The organism is Pseudomonas sp. BS3767 (assembly GCF_900099665.1).
GTDB classification, from domain to species: Bacteria; Pseudomonadota; Gammaproteobacteria; order Pseudomonadales; family Pseudomonadaceae; genus Aquipseudomonas; species Aquipseudomonas cerasi.
The window spans coordinates 447,906-471,483 of sequence record NZ_FNCX01000004.1 but is presented as its reverse complement, the minus strand read 5'-3'; the positions used below and the strand labels follow the sequence as shown (position 1 = coordinate 471,483).

At 59.9% G+C, this 23,578-nt stretch carries 18 protein-coding genes; 3 read left to right on the top strand and 15 right to left on the bottom strand.

Features of this window, described 5'->3' with window-relative positions:
* Nucleotides 1–598: 598 nt before the first annotated feature.
* The 5 genes from BLR16_RS15045 to BLR16_RS15025 form a co-directional block, all read right to left on the bottom strand.
* A complete protein-coding gene (locus tag BLR16_RS15045) occupies nt 599–1,315 on the bottom strand; it encodes an ABC transporter ATP-binding protein (protein ID WP_004407872.1) in 717 nt (238 codons plus the stop codon).
* Nucleotides 1,312–2,187 (bottom strand): ABC transporter ATP-binding protein, encoded by an 876-nt coding sequence (locus tag BLR16_RS15040; protein ID WP_003431920.1) that lies wholly within the window; start codon nt 2,185–2,187, stop codon nt 1,312–1,314. Before BLR16_RS15040 ends, BLR16_RS15045 begins: the two co-directional genes overlap by 4 nt.
* Nucleotides 2,184–3,497: a high-affinity branched-chain amino acid ABC transporter permease LivM gene (gene livM, locus BLR16_RS15035; protein WP_058397717.1), complete on the bottom strand. Its 1,314-nt coding sequence runs from the start codon at nt 3,495–3,497 to the stop codon at nt 2,184–2,186. The genes BLR16_RS15040 and livM overlap by 4 nt, the downstream gene beginning before the upstream one ends.
* A gap of 2 nt (nt 3,498–3,499) precedes the next feature.
* On the bottom strand, nt 3,500–4,414 hold the full coding sequence (locus BLR16_RS15030) for an ABC transporter permease subunit (RefSeq protein WP_003366358.1): 915 nt from the start codon (nt 4,412–4,414) through the stop codon (nt 3,500–3,502).
* 161 nt (nt 4,415–4,575) lie between these two features.
* Nucleotides 4,576–5,712 (bottom strand): branched-chain amino acid ABC transporter substrate-binding protein, encoded by a 1,137-nt coding sequence (locus BLR16_RS15025; protein WP_003431923.1) that lies wholly within the window; start codon nt 5,710–5,712, stop codon nt 4,576–4,578.
* A gap of 500 nt (nt 5,713–6,212) precedes the next feature.
* Here BLR16_RS15025 and BLR16_RS15020 point away from each other — a divergent pair, with 500 nt between their 5' ends.
* The 3 genes from BLR16_RS15020 (at nt 6,213) to nadE (ending at nt 9,295) form a co-directional block, all read left to right on the top strand.
* The gene (locus BLR16_RS15020) at nt 6,213–7,118 is read left to right on the top strand and encodes a LysR substrate-binding domain-containing protein (protein WP_074806823.1); all 906 of its coding nucleotides are present in this window, start codon (nt 6,213–6,215) and stop codon (nt 7,116–7,118) included.
* A gap of 99 nt (nt 7,119–7,217) precedes the next feature.
* Nucleotides 7,218–8,441 (top strand): nicotinate phosphoribosyltransferase, encoded by a 1,224-nt coding sequence (pncB, locus tag BLR16_RS15015; RefSeq protein WP_074806819.1) that lies wholly within the window; start codon nt 7,218–7,220, stop codon nt 8,439–8,441.
* A 26-nt stretch (nt 8,442–8,467) separates the two neighbouring features.
* Nucleotides 8,468–9,295 (top strand): ammonia-dependent NAD(+) synthetase, encoded by an 828-nt coding sequence (nadE, locus tag BLR16_RS15010; protein ID WP_003317217.1) that lies wholly within the window; start codon nt 8,468–8,470, stop codon nt 9,293–9,295.
* A gap of 208 nt (nt 9,296–9,503) precedes the next feature.
* Here the strand turns inward: nadE and azu are convergent, their stop codons facing one another.
* From azu to rpsF, 10 genes are all read right to left on the bottom strand, one after another.
* Nucleotides 9,504–9,950 (bottom strand): azurin, encoded by a 447-nt coding sequence (azu, locus tag BLR16_RS15000; RefSeq protein WP_003431928.1) that lies wholly within the window; start codon nt 9,948–9,950, stop codon nt 9,504–9,506.
* Nucleotides 9,951–10,102: 152 nt separating this feature from the next.
* Nucleotides 10,103–10,996, bottom strand: coding sequence for a transglutaminase family protein (locus tag BLR16_RS14995; RefSeq protein ID WP_003431929.1), 894 nt, complete (start codon nt 10,994–10,996; stop codon nt 10,103–10,105).
* Nucleotides 10,996–13,491 (bottom strand): circularly permuted type 2 ATP-grasp protein, encoded by a 2,496-nt coding sequence (locus BLR16_RS14990; RefSeq protein WP_074806816.1) that lies wholly within the window; start codon nt 13,489–13,491, stop codon nt 10,996–10,998. The genes BLR16_RS14995 and BLR16_RS14990 overlap by 1 nt, the downstream gene beginning before the upstream one ends.
* Before the next feature lie 89 nt (nt 13,492–13,580).
* Nucleotides 13,581–16,859, bottom strand: coding sequence for a transglutaminase family protein (locus BLR16_RS14985; protein WP_024663740.1), 3,279 nt, complete (start codon nt 16,857–16,859; stop codon nt 13,581–13,583).
* A 494-nt stretch (nt 16,860–17,353) separates the two neighbouring features.
* Nucleotides 17,354–19,663, bottom strand: coding sequence for a YgiQ family radical SAM protein (locus BLR16_RS14975; RefSeq protein ID WP_074806809.1), 2,310 nt, complete (start codon nt 19,661–19,663; stop codon nt 17,354–17,356).
* Between the two features lie 107 nt (nt 19,664–19,770).
* Nucleotides 19,771–21,165, bottom strand: coding sequence for a replicative DNA helicase (gene dnaB / locus BLR16_RS14970; protein ID WP_003366338.1), 1,395 nt, complete (start codon nt 21,163–21,165; stop codon nt 19,771–19,773).
* 123 nt (nt 21,166–21,288) lie between these two features.
* A complete protein-coding gene (rplI, locus tag BLR16_RS14965; protein ID WP_003317208.1) occupies nt 21,289–21,735 on the bottom strand; it encodes a 50S ribosomal protein L9 in 447 nt (148 codons plus the stop codon).
* A 19-nt stretch (nt 21,736–21,754) separates the two neighbouring features.
* Nucleotides 21,755–22,651: a YybS family protein gene (locus BLR16_RS14960; protein ID WP_003366336.1), complete on the bottom strand. Its 897-nt coding sequence runs from the start codon at nt 22,649–22,651 to the stop codon at nt 21,755–21,757.
* A gap of 39 nt (nt 22,652–22,690) precedes the next feature.
* Nucleotides 22,691–22,921, bottom strand: a complete 231-nt coding sequence (rpsR, locus tag BLR16_RS14955) for a 30S ribosomal protein S18 (RefSeq protein ID WP_002551829.1) — start codon at nt 22,919–22,921, stop codon at nt 22,691–22,693.
* A 28-nt stretch (nt 22,922–22,949) separates the two neighbouring features.
* Entirely contained in the window at nt 22,950–23,375 is a 426-nt protein-coding gene (gene rpsF, locus BLR16_RS14950; RefSeq protein WP_002551828.1) for a 30S ribosomal protein S6, read from the bottom strand.
* Between the last annotated feature and the right edge of the window lie 203 nt (nt 23,376–23,578).

The window sequence follows — 23,578 nt, the reverse complement described above, 5'->3', positions numbered from 1 at the left end:
CAACCCGGAGCAAGCCTTGCGCCACGGGCCTCGCAGGTACTTTTGCCCACCTTATCCACAGTCAGACCCACAATCTCTGGGGGCAAGTGAGTGGCGCTGGACATCACGTGTTTCGGGGCCTGCAGCGTATCAGGCGAAGTTTTTTCCTTGACTTTGCCCGACACTGACAAGAGGCCGGAAAGCGTCAGAAAACGGTGATGGCCTGTAGCCCAGACCCTATAACGTCCGGGGCAGTCTTTCCAAGGCTTGTTAACAGACTTATCCACAGGCTGTTCACCTGAAAAACCTGTATGAACGACCAGCCCCCATGCTGTTGACAAACGCCCCATCAGGCCGGTTGAAAACCACTGTGCGAAATTTAACCACTCTTCTACAGGCCTTATGCATAAAGGGCTGCAGGCAAATACTCCCAAGTTATTAACAGCCGGTTCCACAGTAAACCTGAACAAGTCAAAACGGTGACAAAACAACCATTTGCAGCGGTTTTATGTCGCACTTATCAGCCGCGCCAAAATTGTTTTCCACAATTGCATACGACCGCGCCCCGGATGTTTGAGCATCCGGGGCGCGCGAAGAAAACGGCAGGGTTTTGACGAACTCAATGCCCGCCCAGATAAGCGTTCCTTACCTCTTCATTTACCAGCAATTCCTGCCCGGTGCCGGACAGGCGAATCTCGCCATTGACCATGACGTAAGCCCGGTCGGACAGCTTGAGCGCATGGTTGGCGTTCTGCTCGACCAGGAATATCGTCATGCCTGTGGCTGCCAGTTCACGCAGGGTCGAGAAGATCTGTTTGACGATGATCGGGGCCAGCCCCAGGCTTGGCTCATCGAGCAGCAGCAGTTTCGGACGACTCATCAGCGCGCGGGCGATGGCGAGCATTTGCTGCTCGCCTCCGGACATGGTCATGGCTCGCTGATTGCGGCGCTCCTTGAGCCTGGGGAACAGCTCGAACATGCGCTGCATGTCTTCGGCCGAATGCTTGTCGCCAATCGGAATGGTGCCCATCATCAGGTTTTCCTCGACCGACATGTCGGGAAAGACCCGCCGCCCCTCCGGTGACTGCGCAATACCGTTGGAGGCGATGTAATGCGAGGACTTCTGGGTGATATCGGTGCCCTGATAGATGATCTGCCCACTGGCCGCGCGCGGCTGACCGAAGATCGACATCAGCAGCGTGGACTTGCCCGCGCCGTTGGAGCCGATCAGGCTCACCGTTTCGCCCTCATTGATGTGCAGCGAGACTTTCTTCAGGGCCTGAATCGGCCCGTAAAACACATCGATCTCTTTCAGTTCGAGGATCGGCTTGCTCATACCAGCTCCTCTTCATCAGCGCCCAGATACGCGGCAATCACCTTCGGATCGTTACGGATCTGTTCCGGCCCCCCCATCGCAATCACGTTGCCATGGTCGAGCACCACAATATCGTCGGAAATCCCCATGACCATGCCCATGTCATGCTCGATCAGCACGATGGTCATATCGTGCTCGTCACGCAGCAGACGGATCATGCCGCTGAGCGCCTCGGTTTCCTGCGGGTTGAGGCCGGCAGCCGGCTCATCCAGGCAGATCACCTGCGGCCGCGTGCACATGGCTCGCGCAATCTCCAGACGGCGTTGCTGCCCATAGGACAATTCGCCAGCCAGACGGTTGGCGCAGTCCACCAGATCGACCACCTCCAGCCAGTAAAACGCGGTATTCAGCGCGTCCTCTTCGGCCTTGCGATAGCCCCTGGTATTCAGGATCCCGCTGATCAGGCTGCGGTTGACCCACATGTGCTGGGCGACCAGCAGGTTTTCAACCACCGACATTTCCTTGAACAGGCGAATGTTCTGAAACGTGCGCGCCAGCCCTGCCCTGTTGACCAGATGGGTGCCGCCGAACATCTTGTAGTACACCCGGCTGAGGAAGCTTTTCGGCGACACGAAGTCGGTCGCCTGGAACGGCTCGCCCAATAGCTTGATCACATTGGTGGTCTTGCCACGAGTGTGCAGTTCGATGCGTCCGCCAGTGGCCTTGTAGAAACCGGTCAGGCAGTTGAAGACCGTAGTCTTGCCCGCACCGTTGGGGCCGATCAGGGCGAAAATCGAATTGCGACGGACCTTGAGGCTGACGTCGCTGAGGGCCTTGATGCCGCCAAAGTGCATCATCAGGTGCTCTACGGAGAGAATCACTTCAGTGCTCATCGCGCAGCCTCCTCAGTCACCAGCGCGCCCTTGCGCGGTTTCACCCCGGTGCGGCTGATGCGAATCAGGCCGCGTGGTCGCCAGATCATCATCAGCACCATCAGAATCCCGAACAGCAGCACGCGGTACTCGGAGAAGCTGCGCAGCAGCTCAGGCGCAACGGTCAGCACAAACGCGGCGATCACCACACCGACGGTCGAGCCCATGCCGCCCAGCACCACAATCGCCAGAATCAGCGCCGATTCGAAAAAGGTGAATGAGGTTGGGTTGACGAAGCCCTGATAGCTGGCAAAAAACACCCCGGCAAGGCCTGCGGTCGATGCGCCAATCGTGAACGCCGACAGCTTGACCAGCACGTGATTGAGGCCCATCGAACGACAGGCGATCTCGTCCTCGCGCAAGGCTTCCCAGGCACGCCCGATCGGCATGCGGGTCAGGCGATGCTTGATGAACAGCACCGCCAGCACGACCAGAAACAGCACGGCGTAGATGAAGATGAATTTCAGGTCAGGGTTGTAATCGAAGCCGAAATATTCATGGATCGGCACCCCGCCATCCTTGGCGCGTCGGCCGAATTCCAGCCCCAGGAAGGTGGGCGCGGGCACCGGCACACCGTTCGGGCCGCCAGTGAACGACAGCCAGTTGTTCAGCACCAGACGAATGATCTCGCCGAACCCGAGGGTCACGATGGCCAGATAGTCACCATGCATGCGCAACACCGGGAAACCAAGAATGCATCCGGCCAGCGCCGCCGCAATCGCCGCCAGCGGTAACGCCGACCAGAAGCCCAGCCCCAGATACTGATAGCCCAGCGCCAGACCATAGGCACCGATGGCATAAAACGCCACGTAGCCAAGATCGAGCAGCCCCGCCAGACCGACCACGATGTTCAGCCCCAGGCCCAGCAGCACGTAGATCAGACCGAGGATGACCACAGTCAGAATGTACTTGTTGGCGAAAATCGGGAAGACGATGGCAATCACGATCAGCAGCGGAATGATCCAGTACAGGCGCGATCGATGATCCGGTTTGAGCACATGCACGCCGGAGTCGGAGCTTTCGAAGCTCTGGGAAACACGCAGGCCGCTGGGCGTCTGCAGAAACAGACTGATCAGGAAGCGACCGATCATGACCACGCCCACCAGCCAGGCCACGCGGGTCGGTTGCAGGTTGAAGCTGTAGCCATCGAGCACGATCCCGACGATGGGGCCGAACACAATCAGCGCCAGCAACCCGGCAACCACGGCATCGATCAGACTCTTCTTGATGTCGACAGGTTTGGAAACAGGAACAGCAACAGGAACGGACATACTTATACCTTCGCCACGAGTGGGCGACCCAGCAGGCCTTGGGGACGGAAAATCAGGATCAGCACCAGCAGGCCGAAACTGAACACGTCTTTGTAATCGGAGTTGATCAGACCGGAGAACTGCGACTCGGCAACCCCCAGGATCAAACCGCCCAGCATGGCACCCGGCAACGAGCCGATCCCGCCCAGCACGGCGGCAGTAAACGCCTTGATGCCGATGATGAAGCCGGCATAGAAGTCGAACGTGCCGTAATTCATGGTGATCAGCACACCGGCCAACGCCGCCATGGCCGCGCCGATGATGAACACATAGGAAATGACCCGGTCGGTGTTGATACCGAGAATCGAGGCCATCTTGCGGTCTTGCTGGGTGGCCCGGCACATGCGGCCCAGCTTGGTGTACTTGATGATGTAGGTCAGCACGCCCATGCCGACGAAGGCGGCAATGAGGATGAAGATCTTGGTGTAGGTGATCTGCACGAAGCCGCTGCCGACTTCAAAGCGCCACGCACCTTCGAGCAGTGTAGGCACGCCTTGCTGGCGCGCACCCTGGCTGATCTGTGCGTAGTTCTGCAGGATCAGGGAAATACCGATAGCGCTGATCAGCGGCGCCAGACGGGTCGAGTTGCGCAGTGGCTTGTACGCCACGCGCTCGATGACGAAGCCGTAAACACCGGTCACCACGATGGTGAAGATTAGCGTACCGAGAATCAGGAACGGAAAGGATTCCAGTCCGAAGAAAGACAGAACCGCGAGGCCGATGGCGGCCAGGTAGGCAGAAATCATGTACACGTCGCCATGGGCGAAGTTAATCATGCCGATGATGCCATAGACCATCGTATAGCCGATGGCGATGAGGCCATAGACAGACCCGAGGGTGAGTCCGTTGACCATTTGTTGCAGGAAGATTCCATCCATCACGCACGCTCACACAAAAAGGCAGCTCAGCACCCTGTCAGTCACGCCCTCGTGAGGCATGACCGACAGGTCCGAAAACGATAAAAGAGATGCAGGCTCGCTCCTGGGCGAGCCCATCATCGGATCAGCGCCTGACGCGCAGGGCCGACGCGAGGTCTATCTCACTTCTGTTTTTCGAGTTGCTTGTACTTGCCGGCGGCGTCCCACTGGTAAACCACGTAGTCGGAGACTTTCAGGTCACCCTTGGCATCCCAGGCTTTCTCGCCCATGACGGTCTTGACCGGGTTGGCCTTGAGCCACGTGGCGGCTGCGTCACCCTTGTTGGACTTGGCACCATTGAAACCGGCCGCCAGGGCCTGTACCGAAGCGTACGCGTAGAGGGTGTAGCCTTCAGGCTCGTAACCGGCCTTGCGGAACTGGTCCACGACAGCCTTGCTGTCCGGCAATGCGCGCGGGTCAGCGCCGAAGGTCATGTACACGCCATCGACGTACTGTGCACCACCTGCAGTGGTGACCAGCTCGTCGGTCACGACGCCATCATCGGACATGAACTTGACGTCCTTGAGGCCCTGCTCGCGCATCTGACGAACCAGCGGACCGGCTTCCGGGTGCAGACCACCGAAGTACACGACGTCAGCGCCTACCGAACGAATCTTCGTGACCAGCGCACTGAAATCTTTTTCGCCACGGGTCAGACCCTCTTCGAGGATCGGCTTGACGCCCCGCGCGGTCAGTTGCTTGGCCGTTGCGTCAGCGAGGCCCTTACCGTAAGTGTCCTTGTCGTTGATAACGGCGACTTTCTTGCCTTTGAGCACGTCGACGATGTAGTCACCCGCAACGACACCCTGCTGGTCGTCACGGCCGCACATGCGGAACATCTCTTTCAGGCCACGTTCGGTCACGGCCGGGTTGGTCGAGCCTGGCGTAATGGCAATAATGCCAGCGTCGCCGTAGATCTCCGAAGCAGGGATGGTCGACGACGAGCAGAAGTGACCGACGACACCAATCACTTTTTCCTGATCCACCAGACGGTTGGCAACCGCCACGGCCTGCTTGGGCTCACAGGCGTCATCGCCCGCGACCAGTACTATTTTCTCCCCGTTGACACCACCTGCCGCATTGATCGCGTCGGCTGCTGCCTGCGCGCCCTTCATGTATTGCTGACCAAACGACGCGTTCGCGCCGGTCATTGGGCCCGCTACGCCGATTTTCACGTCCGCCTGTGCAAACGAAGACACGCCCAATGCAGTAGCCACTGCGATTGCCAGAAAACCTTTCCTGTAAAACGTATGCGACATAAGTGGTGCTCCTGAGGATATTTTTTTAGTTGGCACTTTCATGATCAAACAGATACAGAGTTGCTCAGAGCAAGGCGCGTGCCATCGCTTTTTAGTTGAGGGAGATGTCGTGTTCTTCGTATCGATCCATCATGCAACGCCGCGCAATAGGGGCACTCTGGTTGCTTCGAGCACGCAAGGTGCAACCCCGGACGAAAAAAGAGCAACCCAAGCGTACTCGAGTAGCAACCGGCACATGCCGTGATGGGCAACCCACCTGTAACAGCACACGTCACCGAATTGCACACGCCCGGTGCGCGAACGCTACGAGACGCACCATTTGAGGCTAGCGGATTAAACGGGACCTGCTGCAGCCATCGTCAGATTCTGAAAAGCGCGTCACGCGGCGCCAGTAATAACCTCCCTGCATGCGCCCGACAAACGACCTTTAAGCGAGATATCATTCCGATAATTCATATTGCTTACGCCAGCCCCTTCGCGCCGCAAACAGAGAAGTCATCATGCTGAACAAACGTCATCTGCCCTCGATAGCCGCATTGCAATGCTTTGAGGCAGTGACCCGGCACCTGAGCTTCACGCGCGCGGCAGAAGAACTCAACCTGACCCAGAGCGCCGTCAGCAAGCAGGTCGCGCAACTCGAAGAGCTGGTTCAGCACCTGTTGTTCCAGCGCGTGCGCCGCCGTCTGCAACTGACGCCAGCCGGGGCGCTGTACCTGGCCGAAGTGCGCAAGATCCTGACCCAGATTGAGATGTCCACCCACTTCCTGCGCTCCTACGGCGGAGAAACCGAAGTACTGCGCGTCTCCACCCCGTCGACATTCGGCGCCCGCTGGCTGGTGCCGCGCCTCAAGGGCTGGCGCTTGCGTCACCCGCACATTCATCTGGACCTTATCAACGAGCAGGAATCCGATGATCTGATCAAAGGCCGTTGCGACGTGTCGTTCTATTTCGGCCAGGCCGCCACGCCCGGTGCAGAAAGCGTGAAGCTGTTCAGCGAGGAACTGGTGGCGGTGTGCGCCCCCGAAAGCCTGCCGGACGAGCCGCTCAGCGACCCGACCCAACTGAGCGAGCTGGTCCTGCTGCAGAATGCCTTCCGCCCCGAAGCCTGGCATGAATGGTTCGAAAGCCAGGGCTATCACACCGACCACAGCTATCACGGGCCGCGCTTTGAAACCTTCTATATGTGCATCCGCGCAGCCCAGGTTGGCTGCGGCGTTGCGCTGCTGCCACGCTTTCTGGTCGAGGAGGAACTGGCCGAGGGCAAACTGGTGATTGCCTGGGATTACGCATTGCCCAGCACTAACAGCGCCTACTACCTGTCCTATCCGGAACACACCGCCGACGTGCCCAAAATCCGGGTTTTTCTACAGTGGATGCTGGAACAGTTGGATCAACCCCCCGCTTAAGGGCGACAATGCACACCCATCCGGCCGTGAGCCTTCCATGGTGACAGACAGGAAGTCACGCGCCCCACTTTATCCGGCTGCTCTGGAGAGCCTGATTCAATGAGCGAGAGCGCCTTTTCCAATAGCATCGTGCAAAGCCTGCTCGATACCGATTTCTACAAGCTGACCATGATGCAGGCCGTCCTGCACAACTACCCGAACGTGGACGTCGAGTGGGAGTTCCGTTGCCGCAACGGGGAGGACCTTCGCCCCTATCTGGATGAAATCAAGCACCAGATCGAGCTGTTGTGCGAGCTGTCGCTGAGCCCTGAACATTTGGCTTTTCTGGAGCGCATCACCTTCATCAAACCGGATTTCCTGCGCTTTCTCGGGCTGTTCCGCTTCAATACCCGCTACGTGAAAACCACCATCGAGAATGACGAACTGTGCATTCGCCTGCATGGGCCGTGGCTGCATGTCATTTTGTTTGAAGTGCCGCTGCTGGCCATCGTCAGCGAAGTGCGCAACCGGCATCGTTACCCGGATACCCTGCTCAGTCAGGCGCGGGATCGTCTGTATGACAAGTTCGAATGGCTGACCACGCATGCCACGGCGGATGAACTGGCCGAGCTGAAAGTGGCGGACTTCGGCACGCGCAGGCGGTTTTCCTATCGTGTGCAGGAAGAAATGCTTGGTGTCCTGAAAAACGACTTTCCAGGTCAGTTCGTCGGCACCAGCAACGTTCATCTGGCCCGTCAGCTGGACCTGAAACCCTTGGGCACCATGGCTCACGAATGGATCATGGCCCATCAGCAGTTGGGACCGCGTCTGATCGACAGTCAGATCGCCGCGCTCGATTGCTGGGTCCGCGAATACCGCGGCCTGCTGGGGATCGCGCTGACCGACTGCATCACCACTGATGCCTTCCTGAACGACTTCGATCTGTACTTCGCCAAGCTGTTCGACGGTTTGCGCCATGATTCGGGCGACCCGGTGAAGTGGGCCGAAAAATGCATCTCGCATTACCAGAAGCTCGGTATCGACCCGATGAGCAAGACGCTGGTGTTTTCCGATGGGCTGAACCTGCCCAAGGCGCTCGATATCTTTCGTGCGTTGCGCGGACGCATCAATGTCAGCTTCGGTATCGGCACCAACCTGACGGCCGACATCCCCGGCATTGCGCCGATGAACATGGTATTGAAAATGACGGCTTGCGCCGGTCAGGCCGTGGCGAAAATCTCTGACGAGCCCGGCAAGACGCAGTGCAAGGATCCGAACTTTGTCGCCTACCTGCGGCATGTGTTCAAGGTGCCGGATTTGCCGAGCCCGGAAAAACCCGCTTGAATTGTCCTATTTACGAGGAGTGAATCATGCACGCCGTACAGCGCCAGATTGCTGAACAGCTCAAGGTCCAGCCACCTTTCGCGGACCAGAACGCGCTGCAGGCCGAGGTCGCCCGCCGCGTCAACTTCATCAAGGAGTGCCTGCAGAACGCACGGCTCAAGACCCTGGTGCTCGGTATCAGCGGCGGGGTCGACTCGCTGACGGCCGGCTTGCTCGCTCAGCGTGCGGTCAAGGAACTGCGTGAAAGCACGGGCGACAATGCTTATCGCTTCATCGCGGTGCGCCTGCCTTATGTGGTGCAGGCCGATGAGCACGAAGCCCAGGCCTCTGTCGATTTCATCGAGCCGGACGAGCGCCATACCATCAACATCGGCAGCAGCGTCAAGGCACTGGCCGCCGAGGTGAAGGCGTTCGATGGACTTCCGGCGACCTCGGTGGATTTCGTGCTCGGCAACACCAAGGCGCGCATGCGCATGGTCGCGCAGTACACCGTCGCCGGGGCCTATCATGGGCTGGTGATCGGCACTGATCACGCGGCCGAAGCGGTGATGGGCTTCTTCACCAAGTTCGGCGACGGCGCATGCGACCTGGCACCGTTGAGCGGTCTGGTGAAAAACCAGGTACGCGCCATCGCCCGCCATTTCGGCGCACCGGAATCATTGGTCGAGAAAGTACCGACTGCGGACCTGGAAGACCTGTCACCCGGCAAACCGGACGAAGCCTCGCACGGCGTGACCTACGCCGAGATCGACGCCTTCCTGCACGGCGAGCCGGTGCGCGAAGAAGCGTTCCGGATCATTTGCGAAACCTACGCCAAGACTCAGCACAAACGCGAATTGCCGTACGCGCCGTGAGAGGGTGCGGAACGAGAGAGCCGCAACACTATCGTGCCCATGCTCCGCGTGGGTACGCCTTTCTGGACGCTCTACGTCCTATCCGGAATGTACGGCGTGGCGCAGATCTGTGACGCAGAGCGTCACCCAAGGCATTCCCACGCTGGAGCGTGAGGAACGATGACCCCAAGTCGTGCGACGCTCCTCACCCGCCTCAAGGGACCTGTCGTTACTTCAGGGTCACAGCGCCTTTCATCATGCTGATGTGCCCGGGGAAGGTGCAGAAGAACTGGTATTCCTGTGCCGGGTCGAGCTTCGACACGTCAAACGTCACCGCGTCCTTTTCGCCAGCGCCGATGACTTTGGTGTGGGCGATGACGCGGCTGTCGTCCGGCTTCAAATAGTCCTTGTCGATGCCCGCCGCCATGCCGTCGGTGACGATTGCCTGGGTGTCGGCCTTTTTGCCCAGCACCCAGTTATGGCCCATGACATTCTTCGGCAGGCTGCCGGAGTGAGTCAGGTTGACGGTGAATTCCTTGCAGCTCTTGTCGATCTCAATGGCTTTGGTGTCGTACATCATTTGATCGGTCGAATCGACTGTGACCGAGCACTCGGCAGCCAGCAATTGACCACTGGCCAATGACAACAGCGAAATCGCTACAAGCGTGCGAATCATTTGAATCTCCAGGGCAGGACTTGATTAACGTAAAACTGATGTAAGAAGAGAGTGCCCGATCAGGGCCGGGGTTCCAAGAACGTGCGTCAAATGGTCCCGCGGACGCTCGCGACGGAGCGCCCTTCTGAAGAACGATTCACGGGAGCAGGTAATTAGGCGCTGACCGGCATCACCGTCACCCGCACCTCAGGATCATGCGTGCCGCCGCCCAGAATCACGCCACGCAACGGCGAGACATCAGAAAAATCGCGCCCCCAGGCCAGGCTGATGTGCTCCAGCGCAGGCTGCACATTGTTGGTAGGGTCGAAGTCCACCCAGCCAGAGGCCGGACAGAATACCGAGACCCAGGCGTGCGAGGCGTCGGCACCGATCAACCGGGGTTGGCCCGGTGGCGGCTGGGTCAGCAGATAGCCGCTCACATAGCGCGCCGCCAGGCCACGGGAGCGCAGACACGCCAGCATCAAATGGGCGAAGTCCTGACACACGCCTCGCCGCCGCTCCAGCACTTCCACCAGCGGCGTGGCGACCTGAGTGGCCTCTTCATCGAAGGTAAACTCCTCGAAGATCTTTTCCATCAAGGCCTGCACACACAGCAACAATGGACGGCCCGGCGGGAAACAGACCTGCGAGAACTCGACGAACGAGCGCTTCAGGTGAACGTAGGGGGATTCGAAACGATAGCGGCAGGCCTCCAGAATATCTTCGGTCATCGGCTTGGCGCTGTATGTCAGCGCGCTGCGGGTCACTTCCCATTCGGGCGACAGATTGAAGTCCAGAAACGGCTTCTCCATCACCTCGATACGCAACCGCGCATTGACCTGCAATTCATCATGTGGACGCTCGAAGGCCAGACGGGTCAGCGGGTTGCCGAATACATCCAGCTCATCGCGACGCGTGGTGGGTTCAGGAAGAATCTCCAGCGCCTGCTCGGTGCAACGCTGCCAGGGACTGCTGCGCGGCCACAGGTGCGCCAGTTGCTGGGCCAACGAGACCGGGCTGTCGTACTTGTAATGTGTGTCATGGAAAATCTGGTAGAAAGCGCTCATCAGACAGACACCGTACGTTGGCTGACATCATCGACGTGGGCAAAATGGCGCAACGCCAAGCGATCGGACGCCAGGCCACTGCTGTCGCCAATGCTCTGCAGCAGGTCCGCCAGCCCGTCGAGTAAGGCGTCGATACTGCTCTGGCCAAACAAAGGATTCTCCAGGCTGCCCAGGTCGAACGCGGCAAGACGCTGCGCCAACACCGTCAGGCTGCTGTCGCGTGGCGCATCGAACTCGTCGTTCAGGCGGCGCAACGAGCGCTGCACCAGCTTGAGCTGAAACAGCACCGCATGCGGGTTCTGCTCGTCGAGCAACAACAGGTCCAGCACCGGAATCAGATGCGGCACCGCCATGTACCGCGAGCGATAGGTGATGCTGCTGTTGCCCAGCTCCAGCAACCACTCCAGCCCGGCCTGTTCGAAAACCACCAGCCCGCGCAAAAACGCCGACAGGCTGGTACTGAGAAACTTCAGGCGCTCGATACGTCGCCCGATCATCAGGAAGCTCCAGCCTTCGTCGCGGGTCATGTCGTCCAGCGCAAAACCGGAGAGCGCTGCCAGCGACATCACCAGACGGTTGAGAAAATCCAGCAGTTCGCCGAAATCCGGCTCTTCGGTTTCCAGACTCAAGGCTTCGCGCTGCAACTCGACCAGCGCCTGCCAGTTTTCCTTGGATAACTTGCCACGCACTTGCGAAGCGGCCCACTGCAAACGCTGCAAATTGGCGCGCAGGCTGAACGGCCACTCGTCACCCATCAGCGCGACAAGCAGGCGATCCTTCAGCTCTTCGCCTTCCTGCGCCTCGGGCAGCATGCCCAGACTCTCGGCCAGCGCGACGGCGGCTTGCAGCGCAAGAGGGTCATCGTCGTCGACGTAGCGCGTCAGCATGATACGCAGCAGGCGTGCACTGTCGTCACAGCGCTCGCAGTAACGTCCGAACCAGAACAGGTTTTCCACCACCCGTGACGGCAGATAAGGGTCGCGACGAATCAGGTCGTAGACACCCAGCTTACGCTGGCCTTTCCACGGCTCGCCGAGGTGCGAGCGCTCACCCAGCACCCAAGTGTCCTTGCTCGCCCCGCCACGCTGCATCGATACCACGTCGGCGTCGGCTTCAGCGGCCACTCGGGTCAAGCCGCCCGGCAGCACACGATAGCCATCAAGACTGGCCACTGCATACACACGCATGCCAATGGCGCGCGGCTGTAAACCGGTGCCATCAGCCTGTAGCACCGGAGCATGGGACAACTGCGCCAGCTCCTGCGCGACGTAGGCATAGGGCCGCGACTGCATGCGCTGGGCAAGGACCAGACGCTGCTCCTCATTCAAATCACGGCCAAACACCGGCGCGAAATGTTGCGAGGGGAACGCCGGCTTGATCAACAGATCCGGCAGTTTTTCCAGCGCCTGGGCCAGCACCGGCGGCTCTCCGCACCACCAGGTCGCCACCGAGGGCAGGATCAGATCCTCGCCGAACAGGTATTGACTGATTTTCGGCAAAAAGCCCAGCAGCCCCGGAGACTCCAGCACACCACTGCCCAACGCATTGGCGACCAGCACGTTGCCCTGACGCACGGCCTCAAGCAGCCCCGGTACACCCAGCGCGGAGTCGGTACGCAATTCCAGAGGGTCGCAGAAGTCATCGTCCAGACGGCGCATGATGGCGTGAACCCGACGCAAGCCGCTGAGGGTTTTCAGGTAGACCGTGGCATCGCGCACCGTCAGATCACCACCCTCGACCAGCGGATAGCCCAGTTGTCGCGCCAGGTACAAATGTTCGAAGTAGCTTTCGTTGAAACGGCCCGGCGTCAGCAGGACGATCAGCGGTGCCTCGTTGCTGGTGGGCGCCTGACGGGCCAGCGTCTGCTGCAACGCGTCGAAGAAACCCGACAGGTGCCGGACCTGCAGGTCGCGATAGGTCTCCGGCAAGGCGCGCGCGACGCTTTGGCGGTTTTCGAGCGCATAACCGGCACCCGAAGGCGCCTGGGTACGGTCGGCAGTGACCCACCAGCGTCCGTCCGGGGTACGCGCCAGGTCGACGGCGTACATGTGCAGGAACGTGCCTTCAGGGGGCTTCACGCCCTGACACGGCCAGAGAAAGTTGTTGTGGCCAAACACCAGCTCGGCGGGCAGCAGGCCATTGGCGATCAGCGTCTGCGGGCCGTAAAGGTCCGCGAGCACTGCGTTGAGCAGCCGTGCACGCTGGGCAATCCCTGCCGCCACGTGCTGCCATTCATCCGCCGCAATGATGTGCGGCAACAGGTCCAGCTCCCACGGGCGATCGGCACCCTTGGGGTCGGCATAGACGTTGTAGGTGACACCGTTTTCCTGAATCTGCCGGGTCAGCAGGGCCTGGCGCTGGATCAGTTGCGCCGCGCTGCTGCGCCGCATGTGCTCGTACAGACGACGCCAGTGCGGGCGAACGGCTCCGTCGGCGTCGAGCATTTCGTGGTAAGTACCCTCGGACAGCGGGTAGTGGTCAAGCAGGTCGGGCATGGAAGGCTCGGCAGGCAACGTAAGGACTTCAGATTAGTGCAGTCAGATGTCACGTCCGTGTGCATCTGACGCACAGAGCCACTGTTTTTTTAATGCAGACGCATATCCAGCGTCATCGGCAGCTCGTCGTTAATGTTGAGCGACGGAACGTCCAGTTTGCCTGGGGTGTGGCCGATGCGGAAGAAACGTGACAGGCGACGGCTTTCCGCTTCGTTGGCGTTGACCGGCAAGGTTTCGTAGTTACGGCCGCCCGGATGGGCGACATGATACTCGCAGCCACCCAGAGAGCGGTGCATCCAGGTGTCGAGCAGATCGAAAACCAGTGGCGCATGCACGCCAATGGTCGGTTGCAGGCAATTGGCCGGCTGCCAGGCGCGATAACGCACACCCGCGACGAACTCACCGACCCGTCCGGTCGGCTGCAGGGGCACTGCGACACCGTTACAGGTCAACACGTAGCGTTGCGGTGGCAGCCCGCTGATATGCACTTGCAGACGCTCCAGCGATGAATCGACGTAGCGCACCGCGCCGCCGGCCGAGCCCTCTTCACCCAGGACATGCCAGGGCTCCAGCGCCTGACGCAGCTCCAGCTCGATGCCGTTGACGGCGTAATCGCCCACTTTCGGGAAGCGGAATTCCAGGTGCGCAGAGAACCAGTCGGCCTGCACCGGGTAGCCTGCCGCGTTGAGATCGGCGACCACATCGGCAAAATCCTGCTCGATGAAGTGCGGCAGCATGAAGCGGTCATGCAGTTGCGTGCCCCAGCGCGCCAGCTTCGCGGGTGCGTAGGGTTCACGCCAGAAGCGCGCCACCAGCGCCCGTAGCAGCAACTGTTGCGCCAGGCTCATGCGCGCATGCGGCGGCATCTCGAAGGCGCGCAGCTCGAGCAGCCCCAGGCGTCCGGTTGCGCCATCGGGCGAGTAAAGCTTGTCGATGCAGAACTCGGCACGGTGGGTATTGCCGGTGACGTCAATCAGCAGGTTACGCAGCAGACGGTCCACCACCCACGGCGCAACCTGCTCGCCTGGCTTCGGCATCTGTGCAAAAGCGATTTCCATCTCGTAGAGCGAATCATTGCGCGCTTCGTCGATGCGCGGTGCCTGAGACGTCGGGCCGATGAACAGGCCGGAAAACAGGTACGACAGCGAAGGATGGTTGTGCCAGTAGCTGATCAGGCTGCGCAGCAGGTCCGGACGCCGCAGAAACGGCGAATCTGCCGGCGTTGCGCCGCCCAGCACGAAATGGTTGCCCCCGCCGGTGCCAGTATGACGGCCGTCGATCATGAACTTCTCGGTGGTCAGACGCGTGAGGCGCGCCTGTTCATAGAGAAACTCGGTGCGCTCGACCAGTTCGTCCCAGCTCGCCGAAGGCTGCACGTTGACCTCGATCACACCGGGGTCCGGCGTGATCCGGAAATTGCACAGCCGCGGATCGCTCGGCGGTTCGTAGCCTTCCAGCAGGATCGGGCACTGCAGTTCCTCTGCAGTCGCCTCGATCACCGCCACCAGTTCAAGGTATTCCTCAAGCTTTTGCAGCGGCGGCATGAACAGGTACAGCCGCCCCTCGCGCGCTTCGGCACACAGCGCCGTGCGGGTCAGCCAGTCGGCCGACTCGTCGATCTTCGGCGGGCGCTCGGCGTCCGTGTCTGTGGACTTGAGCGCTGAGGTCAACGAGTCGCTGTCGGCCAGTTCGGGGAAGTCCTGGTTATGGTCGGTCGGATGAATGAACGGGTATTCCGCCGCCTTGACCCAAGGCTGCGACGCCAGCGGCAATCGATAGCCCAGCGCAGAATCCCCCGGCACCAGACGGCAATGCTCGTCACGCAAGTACCAGCGGCCACTCTGCCAGCTGTCACCGTCCGCGTTGCGAGCCAGCGGCAGAACCTGACCGATCATCTTGTCCAGCCCCTGAGCGAAGACCTTGCGCAGACGGGCCCGCTCCAGCTCGTCACCCAGCCGCGAATCTTCGGCGGTGACGTTGACCGGCAATGCGCCTTCGCGCCACAAGTAGTAGAAATTGTCTTCGTAAGCCGGGAAAACGAAGCGGGCCGGCAGCTTCAGGCGCTCGGCAACACTGGCGAGAAAACGCCCTGCCAGTTCGCCCGTAGCACCGTAGTCACGGGTTTCATCGGCGATCAGCGCATTATTGCGCCACACCGGCTGGCCGTCCTTGCGCCAGAAGCAGTTCAGCGACCAGCGCGGCAGTTGCTCACCTGGATACCATTTGCCTTGCCCGAAATGCACGATGCCCAGCGGCGCGTAATGCCCGCGCATGCGCTGGAACAGCTCGGCGGACAGCTCGCGCTTGCGCGGCCCCAGCGCGGCGGTGTTCCATTCGGCGCCATCGCGGTCGTCGATGGACACGAAGGTCGGCTCGCCGCCCATGGTCAGACGCACATCGTCGCGCAGCAGATCGGCGTCGATCTGTCGACCAAGCGCCTGAATGTCCTGCCATTGCGCTTCGGTGTAAGGCTTGGTGACGCGCGGCGCCTCCCAGATGCGTTCGACCGACATTTCGTGGCTGAAATCGGTTTCGCACGGCTCGACCAGACCACTGATCGGTGCTGCCGAGGAAGGCTCGGGGCTGCACGCCAGAGGAATGTGTCCTTCGCCAGCGAACAGGCCGGACGTGGCGTCCAGCCCGACCCAGCCTGCGCCCGGCAGATAGACCTCGCACCAGGCGTGCAGGTCGGTGAAGTCGACATCCGTACCGGACGGCCCGTCGAGCGCCTCGACATCGGCCTTGAGCTGAATGAGGTAGCCCGACACAAAGCGCGCCGCCATGCCCAGATGACGCAATAGCTGCACGAGCAGCCATGCGGAGTCGCGGCACGAGCCCGATGCGTTTTCCAGGGTGAATTCCGGGGTCTGAACGCCGGGTTCCATGCGGATCAGGTAGGCGACGTCCTGACTCAGGCGCTGGTTGAGGCCGACCAGGAAGTCGATGGCCGGAATCGGCTCGCGACTGATGCTGTCCAGATACGCCTGAAATCTCGGGGTCAGCGGCAGTTTTTCGAGGTACGGCGCCAGCTCGCGCTGCTCTTCGCTGGCGTAGGTGAACGGAATGTTCTCGGCGTAGGGCTCCAGGAAGAAGTCGAACGGATTGAACACCGCCATCTCGGCGACCAGATCGACTTCGACACGGAATTCGTCGGTCTTTTCCGGGAAGACCAGACGCGCGAGGTAATTGCCTTGAGGGTCCTGCTGCCAGTTGATGAAATGGTTTTCAGGCAGGACTTTCAGCGAATAAGACAGCACGCGTGTGCGGCTATGAGCGGCTGGACGCAGGCGAACGATCTGCGGACCCAGTTCGACCGCGCGGTCGTAGCGATAGTGCGTGACATGGTGCAAGGCAATATGAATCGACACGGCGTGCCTCCTGCGAGCCTGAACGGTAATTGAGCCGCGCAAGACTTATGCCATCCGGTCAAAGTCGTGCGCCAACGAGAGTGGCATTCCCCGCCTGAACAGGCGCAGCACCAAAATCGTGCCGGCCGAAGCCAACGGTGCAAGGGTCGCACAGTAATAAGGCAGACAGTGTGGCAGAGGGATTGAGTGGGGGGTGAAGAATTGTGAAGGCGTTTGGATACGCATGCGGCGCGTTGCAGGTGTAAGACGCGCAGCTTCACCCAAGGCATTCCCACCCCGTGGGAGCGAGCTTGCTCGCGAAGGCGTCATCACTGAACCACCGCTTTCGCGAGCAAGCTCGCTCCCACAAGGGATTGCAGGTGGGTTTTCAGCACTGCCCGACCCTACATTTCCGGCACTATCAGCACACGAGCACATGATAGGTACACCCACAGAACGAGGGACGATAATACCAACTATCGTGCGACGCTCTGCGTCTGCGCGGATACCTCGCCTTAGCGTGGCACTACTGGCTTGCGCTTGGGCGGTTTGGTGCCTTTGCCCTTGGCTGCATCCATGCGCTCCTTGGCGGCCTGCTTGTTGCGCGCGATGGCGGCAGCCTTGGCCTCTTCACGCTTGTCCCACGGCTTGCTGCCATCGCTTCCGCGTGGCGGCAGGCCGGTGTGCTGGGTCTGGATCAGCGTGGTCTTGGCATTTTTCGCAACCTTGTGGCTGCCCGCTGGCGTCGAGTTCTTGCGGCGCGCGCTCTGATAGCTGTCAGTAGCCGGCTGATGCAACGGGATCAGTTGATCCTTGCCCGGCCCGATCAGGTCGGCACGGCCCATGCGTTCCAGTGCCTCACGCAGCATCGGCCAGCCTTTCGGGTCGTGATAGCGCAGGAAAGCCTTGTGCAAACGACGCTGCGCTTCGCTTTTCACGATGGTGACCGCATCACTCTTGTAGGTGACCTTGCGCAGCGGGTTCTTGCCCGAGTGGTACATGGCGGTGGCCGTAGCCATCGGCGACGGGTAGAACGCCTGCACTTGGTCCGCGCGGAAACCATTGCCCTTGAGCCACAGCGCCAGGTTCATCATGTCTTCATCGGTGGTGCCCGGGTGGGCGGCGATGAAGTAAGGAATCAGGTACTGCTCCTTGCCGGCTTCCTTGGTGTACTTCTCGAACATGCGCTTGAACTTGTCATAGCTGCCAATGCCCGGCTTCATCATCTGGTTGAGCGGACCTTCCTCGGTGTGTTCCGGGGCGATCTTCAGGTAACCACCTACGTGGTGAGTAACCAGTTCCTTGACGTACTCCGGCGACTCGACCGCGAGGTCGTAGCGCAGGCCGGAGGCGATCAGGATCTTTTTCACGCCCGGCAAGGCGCGCGCGCTGCGATACAGCTGGATCAGCGACGAGTGATCGGTATTCAGGTTCGGGCAGATACCCGGGAATACGCAGGACGGCTTGCGGCAGGCCGACTCGATCTCCGGGCTTTTGCAGGCGATGCGATACATGTTCGCGGTCGGCCCGCCCAGGTCGGAAATAACCCCGGTAAAGCCCGGCACCTTGTCGCGGATTTCTTCGATTTCGCGAATGATCGACTCTTCGGAGCGGTTCTGAATAATCCGCCCTTCGTGCTCGGTGATCGAGCAGAAGGTGCAGCCGCCGAAGCAGCCACGCATGATGTTCACCGAGAAACGAATCATGTCGTAGGCAGGGATCTTTTCCTTGCCGTACGCAGGATGCGGGACGCGCGCGTAAGGCATGCCAAACACGTAGTCCATTTCTTCAGTGGTCATCGGAATGGGCGGCGGGTTGAACCAGACGTCCACGTCGCCATGTTTCTGCACCAGCGCGCGAGCGTTGCCCGGGTTGGTCTCCAGGTGCAACACGCGGTTGGCGTGGGCATACAGCACAGCGTCGTTACGGACCTTTTCCACCGATGGCAGGCGGATGACCGTCTTGTCGCGGGTCATGCGCGGGCTGGCGAGAATCTGCACCACCTTGGCTTCGTTGGGGTCCTCGACGTTGCCTTTTTCCTGCTCGATGGCGCAGGCCTGCGTGTCCTGGGTGTTGACGTACGGGTTGATGATCTTGTCGACCTTGCCCGGACGGTCGATACGCGTGGAGTCGACCTCATACCAGCCCTGCGGCGTGTCACGACGAATGAACGCCGTACCGCGCACGTCGGTGATGTCTTCGATCTTGTGGCCGTAGGACAGACGCTGGGCGACTTCGACGATCGCGCGTTCGGCATTGCCGTACAGCAGGATGTCGGCGCAGGCGTCAATCAGGATCGAGTTGCGAACCTTGTCCTGCCAATAGTCATAGTGCGCGATTCGGCGCAGCGAAGCCTCGATGCCGCCCAGCACGATCGGTACATGCTTGTAGGCTTCCTTGCAGCGCTGGCTGTAGACCAGACTTGCGCGGTCCGGACGCTTGCCAGCCATGCCGCCAGGGGTATAGGCGTCATCGGAGCGAATCTTCTTGTCCGCGGTATAGCGGTTGATCATCGAGTCCATGTTGCCGGCAGCGACACCGAAAAACAGATTCGGCTCGCCGAGCTTCATGAAGTCGTCCTTGGACTGCCAGTTGGGCTGCGCGATGATCCCGACCCGGAAGCCCTGGGATTCGAGCAGACGACCGATGATCGCCATGCCGAAAGACGGGTGATCCACGTACGCATCACCGGTAACAATGATGATGTCGCAGGAATCCCAGCCAAGCAGATCCATTTCTTCCCGGCTCATGGGCAGGAAAGGTGCTGGTCCGAAACATTCGGCCCAGTACTTGGGATAGTCAAATAACGGCTTGGCTGATTGCATGTTCAGGACCTACGTTTGCACGTTGGAAAAATCGCGGGCGCGGAATATAGCACATTTTTTGATCAAGTCCGACCACGGTGGTCGGATTTGATGGAGTCGACCCGAAGTCAATCGTCGTCGAAGTTGTAACTGCCCGGCGCCAGGTTCTCGAAGCGCGTGTATTTGCCGATGAACGCCAGACGCGTGGTGCCGATGGGGCCGTTACGCTGCTTGCCGATGATGATCTCGGCAATGCCCTTGTGCTCGGTTTCCGGGTGATACACCTCGTCCCGGTAAACGAACATGATGACGTCGGCATCCTGCTCGATCGCTCCGGATTCCCGGAGGTCGGAGTTGATCGGGCGCTTGTTGGGACGCTGCTCAAGAGAGCGGTTGAGCTGCGACAGGGCAATGACCGGGCAGTTGAATTCCTTGGCCAGCGCTTTCAACGAGCGCGAGATCTCGGAAATCTCGTTGGTACGGTTATCACCGCTGGAACCAGGGATCTGCATCAACTGCAGGTAGTCGATCATGATCATGGCGATGTCGCCATGCTCACGCACGATCCGCCGCGTCCGCGCGCGCATTTCAGACGGGCTGATACCGGCCGTATCGTCGATGAACAGCTTGCGGTCATTGAGCAGATTGACCGCCGATGTCAGACGCGGCCAGTCATCGTCATCAAGCTGGCCGGCCCGCACCTTGGTCTGGTCGATGCGCCCCAGCGACGACAACATACGCATGATCAGCGATTCGCCTGGCATCTCCAGCGAGTAGACCAGTACGACCTTGTCACTGCGCAGCACTGCGTTCTCGACCAGGTTCATGGCGAAGGTGGTCTTACCCATCGACGGACGTCCGGCAACGATGATCAGGTCGGCGGGTTGCAATCCGCTGGTTTTTTCATCGAGATCGGTATATCCGGTCGACAGACCGGTAATGGCGTTGTCGCTGTTGAACAGGGTATCGATACGGTCGATGGCCTTGGTCAGCAGGTCATTGACGCTGACCGGGCCGCCAGTCTTGGGGCGCGCTTCGGCGATCTGGAAGATCTGCCGTTCAGCCTCGTCAAGAATCTCTTCGGCGGTCCGGCCTTCGGGATTGAACGCACTGTCGGCGATTTCGGTACTGATGCCGATCAATTGCCGCAGCGTGGCCCGGGCCCGGACGATCTGCGCATAAGCCTTGATGTTGGCGACAGAAGGCGTGTTTTTCGCCAGCTCACTGAGGTAGCCCAGGCCGCCTACTTGCGAGGTCTGCCCTTCCTTGTCCAGCTGTTCAGCCAGCGTGACCACGTCAATCGGGCTGTTCTGGTCGGCCAAGCGGGCGATGGCGCGGAATATCAGGCGGTGGTCATGTCGATAGAAATCACCATCGGAAACTTGATCGAGCACCCGCTCCCAGGCGTTGTTGTCCAGCATCAAGCCACCGAGTACAGCCTGTTCGGCCTCGATGGAATGCGGCGGCACTTTCAGGGCAGCGGTTTGCAGATCGTATTGTTCGGGGGCGGAAATATCGTTCATGGCCACTTCAATTCGGGGTTTGCAGAATGGGGATGGCACAAAGACAAAGGGCACGACCTGTGAACAGGATCGTGCCCGATGTTAATCCTCTGACGTCAATGCCGCCAGACGATTACGTGTTGCTTAAGCAGCCACTACGACAACGCGTACGGTCGCTTCTACGTCGCTGTGCAGGTGCACGGCTACGTCGAATTCACCAACGTTGCGGATAGTGCCGTTCGGCAGACGAACTTCGCTTTTTGCAACTTCAACGCCAGAGGCGGTCAGTGCATCAGCGATGTCGTGGGTGCCGATCGAACCGAACAGCTTGCCTTCGTCACCAGCAGTGGCAGTGATAGTCACTTCCAGCTCAGCCAGTTGGGCAGCGCGAGTTTCGGCAGATGCTTTCTTGTCTGCAGCCAGTTTTTCCAGCTCGGCACGACGCTCTTCAAACGCAGCCACGTTGGCAGCGGTTGCAGCGGTTGCTTTGCCGTAAGGCAGCAGGTAGTTACGACCGTAGCCGGCCTTAACGTTTACTTTGTCGCCCAGGTTGCCCAGGTTGGCGACTTTTTCCAGAAGGATCAGTTGCATGTGGAAATCCTCTTAACTTTTAACCTTCACCGTTCGCAGGACCATTGCCGGGATCTTTCGAGCTCCGGCGACCGCGAAAATCAATCAGGCTGTCGACAATGGCAATTACCACGAGCAACGGATAAATCAGCTGCATGAACACCAGCAGCGTGATGTACATCCCCACCAGCCAGAACCTGGACAGACGCTTTTCAGCGACCAGTCCGTGAATCAGGGCCAGGCCCGCAAAGACCAGCGGTACGCTGCACAGCGGTGTAAGCATCGCTATCTGCGGACCGAAATTCGGCCCCACCAGCATGCACACCACCAGCACCAACGCCGGCACCAGCGGGAGTTTCACGGCGCGAAATTCGCGCCCGAAACCACCAGGGTTGTACAACATAGCTTGCCAGTACCGCCCAAGAATCAGGCACAGCACACTGACGATTTGCAGCACAGCCGCTATCAGGCCATTCAGGACGGGTGCAATCAGTGCCCCCAGACGCGCTCGCTCTTCTACGTTCAACTGCTCGTAGAGCCCGGCCAGCATTGTCGGCAGATGTTTCTGCAACTCCTGCGACATTGCTTCCAGAGGTTCGCGAAAAACCGTGCCCAGAATTACTGCATACACCACACCCAACGCCACGCTGACCAGCAGCACACGGACCCAGGACTCGCTGGCACGCAAAACCATTGCCAAACTCAGTGATCCCGCCAGCACCATGGCTGTACGAGGTTCACCGAAATACCACCAGACCAAAGCCGGCAGCAGAGCCCAGGACAGGACACCAACGGCATCACTGAACCCGCGTCGCAGGAGCACAAGGCACCCTGCGGCAGCACTCAACCAGAACAACAGCGGCAATGCCGCACATCCAGCCACTACGAGAGTGGCCTGCATACGGCCGCGCATGATGAATTCAGCCAGGGCACGCATGCTTTCTATCCTTTGTTACGTTTTGTCGACTACCTGGTCTCAGCGGCCGTGGCTGTCGGTGTAGGCCAGCAGGGCCAGGAAGCGGGCACGCTTGATAGCGGTGGCCAGCTGACGCTGATAACGTGCTTTGGTACCAGTGATACGGCTTGGAACGATTTTGCCGGTCTCGGATACGTAGGCTTTCAGAGTGTTGAGATCTTTGTAATCGATCTCTTTGACGTCTTCAGCGGTGAAGCGGCAGAATTTACGACGACGGAAGAAACGTGCCATGTAATTGGCTCCTCAAAAGGTCCGTGGATTACTCGTCAGCGTTATCGCTAACGTCGCTGTTGTCGCCGTCATCGCCATCGGCGCTGTCGGAGTGCTCAGGACGGTCACGACGCTCACGGCGCTCACTGCGGTTCTCTTCAGCCTTGAGCATCTCGGACTGGCCGGTTACGGCTTCGTCGCGACGGATGACCAGGTTACGGATCACAGCATCGTTGTAACGGAAGTTGTCTTCCAGCTCGGCCAGAGCCTTGCCAGTGCACTCAACGTTCAGCATCACGTAGTGAGCCTTGTGAACATTGTTGATTGCGTAAGCCAGTTGACGACGGCCCCAATCTTCCAGACGGTGGATTTTGCCGCCGTCTTCTTCGATCAGCTTGGTGTAACGCTCTACCATGCCGCCGACTTGCTCGCTTTGATCCGGGTGGACCAAAAAGATAATTTCGTAATGACGCATGAATGCTCCTTACGGGTTGTAGCCTGCCGCTCAAATAGCGGTCAGACAAGGAGTGAATGACACTGTTGGTCTTGCTCAGGGACAGGCACATGCGCGCCTGCCGTGACAGCAAGGGGCGCAATTGTAGAGAAGGGTCGGGGGAGGCGCAAGGCAATTGGTGAATTAATGAGCAGATCGCATGGCGCGACCTGCTCACTCTGGCC

Coding starts and splice junctions, on each gene's coding strand:
- livM (WP_058397717.1), bottom strand. CDS start 3,497: ATGTCCGTTCCTGTTGCTGTTCCTGTTTCCAAACCTGTCGACATCAAG.
- BLR16_RS15020 (WP_074806823.1), top strand. CDS start 6,213: ATGCTGAACAAACGTCATCTGCCCTCGATAGCCGCATTGCAATGCTTT.
- BLR16_RS14975 (WP_074806809.1), bottom strand. CDS start 19,663: ATGCAATCAGCCAAGCCGTTATTTGACTATCCCAAGTACTGGGCCGAA.
- BLR16_RS15040 (WP_003431920.1), bottom strand. CDS start 2,187: ATGAGCACTGAAGTGATTCTCTCCGTAGAGCACCTGATGATGCACTTT.
- BLR16_RS14960 (WP_003366336.1), bottom strand. CDS start 22,651: ATGCGTGCCCTGGCTGAATTCATCATGCGCGGCCGTATGCAGGCCACT.
- azu (WP_003431928.1), bottom strand. CDS start 9,950: ATGATTCGCACGCTTGTAGCGATTTCGCTGTTGTCATTGGCCAGTGGT.
- nadE (WP_003317217.1), top strand. CDS start 8,468: ATGCACGCCGTACAGCGCCAGATTGCTGAACAGCTCAAGGTCCAGCCA.
- dnaB (WP_003366338.1), bottom strand. CDS start 21,165: ATGAACGATATTTCCGCCCCCGAACAATACGATCTGCAAACCGCTGCC.
- BLR16_RS15025 (WP_003431923.1), bottom strand. CDS start 5,712: ATGTCGCATACGTTTTACAGGAAAGGTTTTCTGGCAATCGCAGTGGCT.
- rpsR (WP_002551829.1), bottom strand. CDS start 22,921: ATGGCACGTTTCTTCCGTCGTCGTAAATTCTGCCGCTTCACCGCTGAA.
- pncB (WP_074806819.1), top strand. CDS start 7,218: ATGAGCGAGAGCGCCTTTTCCAATAGCATCGTGCAAAGCCTGCTCGAT.
- BLR16_RS15045 (WP_004407872.1), bottom strand. CDS start 1,315: ATGAGCAAGCCGATCCTCGAACTGAAAGAGATCGATGTGTTTTACGGG.
- BLR16_RS14990 (WP_074806816.1), bottom strand. CDS start 13,491: ATGCCCGACCTGCTTGACCACTACCCGCTGTCCGAGGGTACTTACCAC.
- BLR16_RS14995 (WP_003431929.1), bottom strand. CDS start 10,996: ATGAGCGCTTTCTACCAGATTTTCCATGACACACATTACAAGTACGAC.
- rplI (WP_003317208.1), bottom strand. CDS start 21,735: ATGCAACTGATCCTTCTGGAAAAAGTCGCCAACCTGGGCAACCTGGGC.
- BLR16_RS15030 (WP_003366358.1), bottom strand. CDS start 4,414: ATGGATGGAATCTTCCTGCAACAAATGGTCAACGGACTCACCCTCGGG.
- rpsF (WP_002551828.1), bottom strand. CDS start 23,375: ATGCGTCATTACGAAATTATCTTTTTGGTCCACCCGGATCAAAGCGAG.